Source organism: Psychrobacter sp. AOP31-B2-9 (assembly GCF_052378005.1).
Taxonomy (GTDB): Bacteria; Pseudomonadota; Gammaproteobacteria; order Pseudomonadales; family Moraxellaceae; genus Psychrobacter.
Window position 1 is genome coordinate 1 of record NZ_JBQSXG010000132.1, and the last position, 8,178, is coordinate 8,178.

At 40.6% G+C, this 8,178-nt stretch carries 8 protein-coding genes; 1 reads left to right on the top strand and 7 read right to left on the bottom strand.

Annotated features, from left to right (window positions below):
• Positions 1-695: 695 nt before the first annotated feature.
• On the top strand, positions 696-1,310 hold the full coding sequence (locus ACT3SX_RS12285) for a septal ring lytic transglycosylase RlpA family protein (protein ID WP_442070040.1): 615 nt from the start codon (positions 696-698) through the stop codon (positions 1,308-1,310).
• A gap of 114 nt (positions 1,311-1,424) precedes the next feature.
• Here the strand turns inward: ACT3SX_RS12285 and radA are convergent, their stop codons facing one another.
• The 7 genes from radA to hfq all read right to left on the bottom strand — a co-directional run bounded on the left by radA (position 1,425) and on the right by hfq (position 7,702).
• Positions 1,425-2,864 (bottom strand): DNA repair protein RadA, encoded by a 1,440-nt coding sequence (gene radA / locus ACT3SX_RS12290; protein WP_192520293.1) that lies wholly within the window; start codon positions 2,862-2,864, stop codon positions 1,425-1,427.
• Positions 2,865-3,108: 244 nt separating this feature from the next.
• Positions 3,109-3,819: an LPS export ABC transporter ATP-binding protein gene (lptB, locus tag ACT3SX_RS12295; protein ID WP_442070042.1), complete on the bottom strand. Its 711-nt coding sequence runs from the start codon at positions 3,817-3,819 to the stop codon at positions 3,109-3,111.
• Between the two features lie 153 nt (positions 3,820-3,972).
• Entirely contained in the window at positions 3,973-4,461 is a 489-nt protein-coding gene (gene lptA, locus ACT3SX_RS12300) for a lipopolysaccharide transport periplasmic protein LptA (protein ID WP_225739280.1), read from the bottom strand.
• Positions 4,462-4,625: 164 nt separating this feature from the next.
• Positions 4,626-5,210, bottom strand: a complete 585-nt coding sequence (gene lptC, locus ACT3SX_RS12305; protein WP_192520296.1) for an LPS export ABC transporter periplasmic protein LptC — start codon at positions 5,208-5,210, stop codon at positions 4,626-4,628.
• Positions 5,207-5,773 carry a KdsC family phosphatase gene (locus ACT3SX_RS12310; protein WP_192520297.1) on the bottom strand — a complete coding sequence of 189 codons (567 nt, stop codon included), beginning with the start codon at positions 5,771-5,773 and terminating at the stop codon, positions 5,207-5,209. The genes lptC and ACT3SX_RS12310 overlap by 4 nt, the downstream gene beginning before the upstream one ends.
• Positions 5,774-5,836: 63 nt before the next feature.
• Positions 5,837-6,829 (bottom strand): KpsF/GutQ family sugar-phosphate isomerase, encoded by a 993-nt coding sequence (locus tag ACT3SX_RS12315; RefSeq protein ID WP_192520298.1) that lies wholly within the window; start codon positions 6,827-6,829, stop codon positions 5,837-5,839.
• 345 nt (positions 6,830-7,174) lie between these two features.
• A complete protein-coding gene (hfq, locus tag ACT3SX_RS12320) occupies positions 7,175-7,702 on the bottom strand; it encodes an RNA chaperone Hfq (protein WP_192520994.1) in 528 nt (175 codons plus the stop codon).
• Positions 7,703-8,178 lie beyond the last annotated feature (476 nt).

The window sequence follows — 8,178 nt, forward strand, 5'->3', positions numbered from 1 at the left end:
AAACTTAATGACTTCCCATATTTAATTATTTTAATGATGCGATATCTATACTGCTATAAAAAGCACTCGTAGTCATATATTCAGGCAGCACAAGTTGTTGATTTTAATAAAATAAAAATAACAACTCTTTAAAGCTCCCTACTAAAATCTATATTTGATAATTATTACTGATAGGTTTTAACCCTTGTTTTTTATAAACAATTGCGTTAATCTCAATTAAATGTACTTTGATACAAAATCTGTACATAGCTACTAAAAAAACTTTCACCCAATTATATTCTGGTTATAGCTAGTCCGTATAATCGGTGGATTATAGATTTAGAGCTTTCAAATAAATTACTTAATTAACGGTTTGACCACAAAGTCGTACTGAAAACCATTGATAGTTTATAAGTTTGGGGCGTGCCCTAGTACTAAATTTACATATTTAGATGATGTGCTTTACCAATATTCTTGACTATCATTTGAGCCTATCATAAGCATCTACCGTCACGTTACAGTCGATCACTTATGATAATAGAAAAATCACTCTGTATTAAAATCTATAAAAGTCTTGTCTGGTATCAATGGTGATATAAGATCAAATTGATAATAAGGCTTTAAAACATGCGACACAGTCAGGTCAATCTGATATTTTCACACGCAATCTAATATGATCAGAGTTAGATTTTAATGTATAAGCTATAGAGGTATCTATGAATAAGCGTGTATCTGGTTTATTTACCATGTCAGCAGTACTGTTTGCTGGCTCTGCAGTGATCACTAATGCAAACGCTGTAGAAACAAACACATCCCTTGCGATGATTTCACAAGATAACGCCTCCCATATTGACCGCGTCCTTAGTGAGCTCAGCCGCCAACATGACGGTGCATCAAACCTAGTTAAATCAGCACGCCAACCTACTTCATTGGCGCTTAGTAGCTCATTACTAGCCGTTGATACGGCTCAAGTAACCAATGATGAAGATGTATTAGAGCGTCTAACAGCCGTTGCCTCTAATTCCGTTAGCAAGTTCAAACAGACCGGCCTAGCTTCTTGGTATGGTCGTAAGTTTCATGGACGCAAAACAGCGAGTGGCGAAACGTTTGATATGAATGCTTTAACAGCTGCCCATCGTTCATTACCATTGAACTGCTATGTAAAAGTAACCAACAATACCAATGGTAAAACTGTCGTCGTTAAGGTAAATGACCGCGGGCCCTTCCATGCTAACCGTGTATTAGACTTGTCGTATGCCGCTGCTAAGCAACTGGGTATTACAAATAAAGGCGTTGGCAACGTTTCTATCGAGCGAGTTGCAGGACCATAATATTTTAGAACCCCTCATTTGCCTATATTAAATAATAAAAAGCGTCTAACTATTTATAAGTTAGGCGCTTTTTATTTTCTAGTTTACTGCCTGTATTATGTTATACCAACAGGGCTATAATTCAAACGCACTTTCAATAGCATCATCAAGACGCTCAACAGCGATGACATTGATACCCTTAAATTGAGGAGCATCCTTTGCCGGAGCGTTGGCTTTGGGAATGATGGCATGCTTAAAGCCATGTTTCATCGCTTCTTTGAGACGCTCTTGACCATTGGGTACAGGACGAATTTCGCCAGACAGTCCCACCTCACCAAATACTGCTAATGAAGAAGGTAATGCTCGTTCCTTAATGCTTGATGCGCAAGCCAACAATACTGCCAAATCAGACCCTGTCTCTATAACTTTTACACCACCGACGACATTGACATATACATCTTGCCCACTAGTATGAATACCACCATGACGATGCATGACGGCTAACAGCATCGACAGACGCTGAAAGTCTAACCCCAAGGCCATCCGCCTAGGCGAGCCTTGGGAGTCATCGACTAAGGCTTGTACTTCCACTAACAGCGGTCTAGTACCTTCACGGCTCACCATAACCACAGATCCAGCCACAGGCTTGTCATAACGACTCAAAAATATCGCTGAGGGGTTGGCAACTTCTTTAAGGCCCATGTCGGTCATACCGAAAATACCAAGTTCGTTAACTGCTCCAAAACGATTTTTTACCGCACGTATCATGCGAAAACGCGAATCAGACTGACCTTCAAAATACAAAACGGTATCAACCATATGTTCAAGCACACGAGGCCCTGCGAGCGTACCTTCCTTAGTTACATGCCCCACTAAAAATAACGCTGTGCCAGTTTGCTTAGCATAACGAGTCAAAATAGCGGCTGACTCACGAATCTGACTGACGCCTCCAGGTGCCGAATTGATAGCATCGGTATAGATAGTTTGAATGGAGTCAATAATAGCAATGGCTGGCTGCTCTTGTGTCAATGCGGCACAGATTGTTTCTACATTGGTCTCCGCAAGCACACGCAATCTATCTGCTGGTAAATCTAGACGCTTGGCACGCATAGCTACTTGTGCAAGCGATTCTTCACCTGTCACATAAAGTGCGCTACCAGCCAATGACTCCGCACGCGCCATATTTGTCGCAGTTTGCAATAGAATGGTTGACTTACCAATACCAGGATCGCCCCCTATCAGTACCACAGAGCCCGCAACCAAGCCACCACCAAGTACTCGATCAAACTCACTAATACCTGTTGGTAAGCGCGTATCTAATGTCACACTAACTGCATTAAGTGGCATGACTGCACTATGCGTACCAGAATAGTTACCCGTTGGAGAACTACTTGATACACGAGACGCTGCTCGATTTGCAGCTGGCTTAGTCGAGCTTTTATTATGATGTGGCATGCTAACATTTGGGGCTTCAACCAAGCTGTTCCATTCTCCACAATCTGCACATTGCCCTGCCCATTTACCGAAATGAGCACCGCAATGCTGACAGACATAACTGCTTTTACTTTTTGCCATAGCATATAAGCCTTATTAAGGTGATCAGTTAAGAGTACAAATAGAATACTTTGACACTGCTGTCAGTGCTGACTTGAAGGTTTCATGAGGCAAACTGGCCATTAATACGGCATATATTGCTCTATAGAAATACAGAAGATAAAGTTTTATAAAAGCCTAAAAAAGAGCAATAACGAAATAGGTATTTATAAAAATGACGCTTATTCTAGCATTAGTGACGAAACCGTAGACGCATGGACTACTTTTATACTTGGAAGTCTTTACCTAGATAGACAGATTTGACTAAATCGTTTTCTAAAACTTCAGAAGAACTGCCTTCTGCGATAATCGCACCTTCTGAGACGATATAAGCTTTTTCGCAGATTGCTAGGGTATCTCGAACATTGTGATCGGTAATCAACACCCCTATTCCGCGGTTTTTGAGTGTTAAAATCACATCTTTAATATCACCCACTGAGATTGGGTCAACACCAGCAAAAGGCTCGTCCAACAAGATAAACTTTGGATCAGCCGCTAATGCACGAGCAATTTCGCAGCGACGGCGCTCACCACCAGATACACTCATACCCAAAGATTTGCGTACATGCTCTAAATGAAACTCACCAATTAATTTTTCAAGTTCTTGCTGTTGCTCATTTTTGCTTAACTCTTTACGAGTTTGTAAAATAGCTAAGATATTATCTTCGATAGATAATTTACGAAAGATAGACGCCTCTTGCGGCAAATAGCCAATACCTGCACGAGCGCGCTCATGCATCGCATATTTAGACAAGTCCATTTTTCCTAGCGTTACACGGCCTCTATCCATGTTCACCAGTCCTACTACCATATAAAAACTGGTTGTCTTACCCGCACCATTAGGCCCTAACAATCCAACCACTTGTCCTTGTTCAACCGAGAATGAGACATCTTTTACAACCCAACGTTTGCCATAGCGTTTACCTAAATTTTGCATCGTTAGTCGCGCAGCAGGTGCTGTATTATTATGCGATGCTACAGAATCTAGACTTTTATTATCACTCATAACTTACTCATACTGTTGAAAATTCAAGCGCGGATACATGAAAACAGACTTGTTTCTATATTAACAAATATACGAACTAGCTTATTAACGTACGCCGCTTTGGCTACTATTACTACTAGGTGGGAATACCAGCTCTACTCGCTGATTACCACCGGCAGTCGCCTCGACATCACCCGCTTTTAGACTATAGCGAATGACATTACCTGCAAAACTTGCACCGTTTTGAACCAATTTAGCATTGCCTGTCAAAGTGATAATACCAGTAACTGCATTATAGTCGATTTTGCTAGCCTGACCTTTGGCTAGGCCTTTCTCTTGGGTAACAATCTGCTGCATAGTAGCTGGACGCCCAGTGGCTACTGCTGAATTAATACTACGCTGCTGTGATAAATTGACCGTAATATTATCTGCCGTCATCTTGAATGTGCCTTGAGTAATACTGACATTACCAGAATAACTGGTGACACCTGTGCGCTCACTATAAGTCGCTTTATCAGCCAATAGCTTTATTTCTTGATTGGAGTCTGATGGCAGCGCATGACTATAAATCGGTAATGCAAATAGCATAACCATTGGCAATATCCGCAATTGACTGAAGCCATACACTTCTGTATTTGGGCGCAAAGTAGGCAAAAATTTAGATTTCATAAAAATCACTCGTTTTATAATGGGTAGTAGAATTTGCAAACTTTATGCGAGCTGCTGTTCTATTATATAAACAATAAGCATCGTTGGGATTAAAACAATGCTTTATCTTGGCGTTCAGCAGAGGTAAAAGAGACGGCAACTTGACCAAACTCGTATTCACCTGTTTCTAGATTGGCAGTCATACTAGAAGCCTCAAACCGGTTCATGCCTTGCTCGACCTGTACAGGCTCTTCGCTATATATTTTACCTGATTTTGTATTGCCTTTGAGCGTACTGCCTGTCACCTTTATCGGTTCAATATCAGATGATTCTTTCTTGTTTTCACTAATGAGTGAAAATCCACCTGACAAACTCAGATCGCCTGTCTGCTGACTGATGGCAGCCGTACCCGCCTCAATCAGATAGCGACTCTCTGCAGAAGGTTCCCAATTCATAGTAATACCTGACATCTCATCTAAATTGGTTTCAGGATTATGCGTCAAAGATTTAGCGGTTAGCTCATACTCTGTTTCACCTTCCTCGTTAGTTTGCACCGCCTTAATCTCTGTTGCTTCATAATCAACATCTGGTGCCTCTATACTAACTGGTGGTGATACTTCGGCTTGCTGCTGAAAGAACCAACCTGCAAGGCCAGCAATAATCAAGGTAATAACTATTAATACACGAGTATTCACGGCAACTCACCCTGATTGCTTACTTCATCAAGCGTATAATCCCCGATAAAGTTTTGATAATGTCCATGACCTTTCAAAATAAGATCACATATTTCACGTACAGCACCAGTACCACCTGCACGAGTAGTCACCGTATCACTACGACTGATCACTTCTGCATGTGCATTAGGAACGGTTGCAGCAAATCCTACCGTCTGCATTGCTTTAATATCTGGCAAATCATCACCCATATAAGCACAATCGGCTGCTGTAATATTAAGCGCCGGGTCCAGCATTGATAACAATTCAGTTAAAGCAATCAGTTTGTCATCACGGCCTTGCACGACATAGTGAACGCCCATCTCCTTGGCACGCTTATCTACCATAGCGCTGCTGCGACCAGTAATAATAGCCGTTAAAATACCATAGCGTGCTAAAGACTTAACCCCAACGCCATCTTGAACAGAAAATGCTTTGGTTTCAATACCATTGGCATCATAAATGATTTGGCCATTTGATAAGATACCATCAACATCCATGACCAATAACTTTACTTTCCCTGCTTTTTTAATTAAGTCTTGCATCACATACCTCTTACTTAAGGCTATTAATTAAGTTTTATTGTTAAACCTACCATATCAGTTTATTTATTTTACACCAGCTTGTAGCAAATCATGTACCGTAATAATTGCTTCCAAATGTTCTTCATCATCGATGATTAACAACTGACTGATACTATTTTCGTTCATTACACTAAGAGCATCGGATGCACGCATGGACTTACTAATACGGCGTGGATTGCTCACCATTACATCGCACATCGGCGTTTGCAGATCTATGCCTTTTTCGAGGCCACGACGTAGGTCTCCATCTGTAAACACGCCAACGACCTTCTCATTTTCATCTGTCACTACAGTCATACCTAAGCGCCCTGCCGACATGGTAAAAAGCGCGTCTTGTAAAGGTGCTTGCTGATGAATAATCGGTAAATGCTCAGAGCTGGGATGCATTAAATCCTCAACTCGCGTCAATAACTGACGACCTAATGCCCCTGCTGGATGGGACAATGCAAAATCTTCTGAGGTAAAATTACGGGCATGCACTAACGCAACTGCCAAGGCATCACCAAGTGCTAAGGTCGCTGTAGTACTAGAAGTTGGTGCCAGATTAAGCGGACATGCCTCTTGTGACTTACCCAGTGTCAAGACGATATCAGCAGCACGTGGTAGCATGCCACGCTTATCACGGCTAATACTAATCAAAGGTATATTCAAACGCTTGACGACAGGCAGTAGCATCTTAATCTCATCGGACTCACCAGAGTTAGAAATAGCAAGCAAAACATCGCCCTGTACTAACATACCCAAGTCACCATGCCCTGCTTCGCCAGGATGCATAAAAAAAGAAGGTGTACCAGTGGAGGCAAACGTAGCTGCTATCTTACGACCAATTAACCCTGACTTCCCCATACCAGTCACTACGACTCGGCCATGGCAAGCCAAAATAATATCACAAGCTTGCGCAAATCTATCGTCTATCTGCTCTGTCAATAATGCTAACGCAGACATCTCGGTATTAATTGCTTCAACAGCTGTACTAATAAATTGTTTATGAGTTAGATTGGTTTGAGAATTGTTCATAGATATGCTCTATTTTTATAAAAAATAAGATATTTTACTACACTATGCCTAATGCGTGGCTTCATTTCAAAAACGGTAATAAATTAACTGCCGTCACATGAAAGAAATAACATAAATAACTATAGTCAAAGAAACATCAAGTGGGTGTAAAGCAGCTGACTACAGATTGTACAAGTACTACATCTAGAAAAGAGACCATCGTAGCCATGTAGAATTTCTTTGAACTATATCTATACTAGATGCATTGTCATACACTTATTTATACAAAAAAACCCACTATAAAAGCAGGTCTTAATCGAATAAATTAGGTCTTAACAATGCACCTCCAATCATGCATGTAAACATTTAGCCATTGTTGTCATTAGATCCATCGTTTGACCTGTCTTCAAAGCCACCGTTATCTGCTGGGTTCTCAAAGCCACGATCTTGACCAAAGCCACCACGCTCAAAGCCGCGTTCTTGACTTTGACCAAAGCTACCACGTTCAAAGCCGCGTTCTTGACCTTGGCTAAAACCACCACGATTGAAGCCGCTGCGGTTAGAAGCAAAACCACGCTCTTCAAAACCACCTGCGCTAGCAGGGTTGCTACCACGTTCAAAGCCACCACCTTGATAACCAGTTGGAGCGCTTTGGGGTTGAGCACTAGTGCTTGGAGATGTACTACTACGAGGGTTGCGAGCTGGAACTACCGTTGAAATAGCATGCTTATAGACCATTTGACTGACAGTATTTTTGAGCAGAACAACATATTGATCAAACGATTCAATTTGGCCTTGTAGTTTGATACCGTTGACCAAAAAAATAGAAACAGGAATACGATCTTTTCGCAGCGAGTTCAAAAACGGATCTTGTAAAGTTTGTCCTTTTGACATGAAATCTCTCCTAAATATTATATAGTTATATTTTGAGCGCCAATTATTTTAAGTGTCGCTTTAATTATAATGGCTGAAGGTAGATACAATAATAAGCTATCTTTGTAAAACGTATCTAAATAGATCCTAACTCTTATTAAGTGATTCCACTTTATCGCGAATACATTATTATTGTAAATAATTAAGTAACTACTTGTGTCATTGCTTATTTCTATCAACATGCACCAGTAAGTAACGATTAGAGGAGCAGTAGTGCCATACAGTAGCATTCATTGTGATAGATTAAAATTATAACAGTTATCTGCGTTATGATTTGAAACTAATTGTCACTACTTTCTGATGAATTTATGCATCATAGTTTCTATATGTAAATTCATATTCCATATTAGGGTATGTCCTCATTTTAAAAATGAAGACACACCCTAATAAGATGGTTCTAAAAACGTTTGAATAGCCGTCAAACCTTATAAATTTTT

Excerpts from the sequence above, each read along its gene's own strand:
- lptA (WP_225739280.1), bottom strand. The coding sequence starts at position 4,461 with ATGGTTATGCTATTTGCATTACCGATTTATAGTCATGCGCTGCCATCA.
- hfq (WP_192520994.1), bottom strand. The coding sequence starts at position 7,702 with ATGTCAAAAGGACAAACTTTACAAGATCCGTTTTTGAACTCGCTGCGA.
- radA (WP_192520293.1), bottom strand. The coding sequence starts at position 2,864 with ATGGCAAAAAGTAAAAGCAGTTATGTCTGTCAGCATTGCGGTGCTCAT.
- lptB (WP_442070042.1), bottom strand. The coding sequence starts at position 3,819 with ATGCAAAATTTAGGTAAACGCTATGGCAAACGTTGGGTTGTAAAAGAT.
- ACT3SX_RS12285 (WP_442070040.1), top strand. The coding sequence starts at position 696 with ATGAATAAGCGTGTATCTGGTTTATTTACCATGTCAGCAGTACTGTTT.
- ACT3SX_RS12310 (WP_192520297.1), bottom strand. The coding sequence starts at position 5,773 with ATGCAAGACTTAATTAAAAAAGCAGGGAAAGTAAAGTTATTGGTCATG.
- ACT3SX_RS12315 (WP_192520298.1), bottom strand. The coding sequence starts at position 6,829 with ATGAACAATTCTCAAACCAATCTAACTCATAAACAATTTATTAGTACA.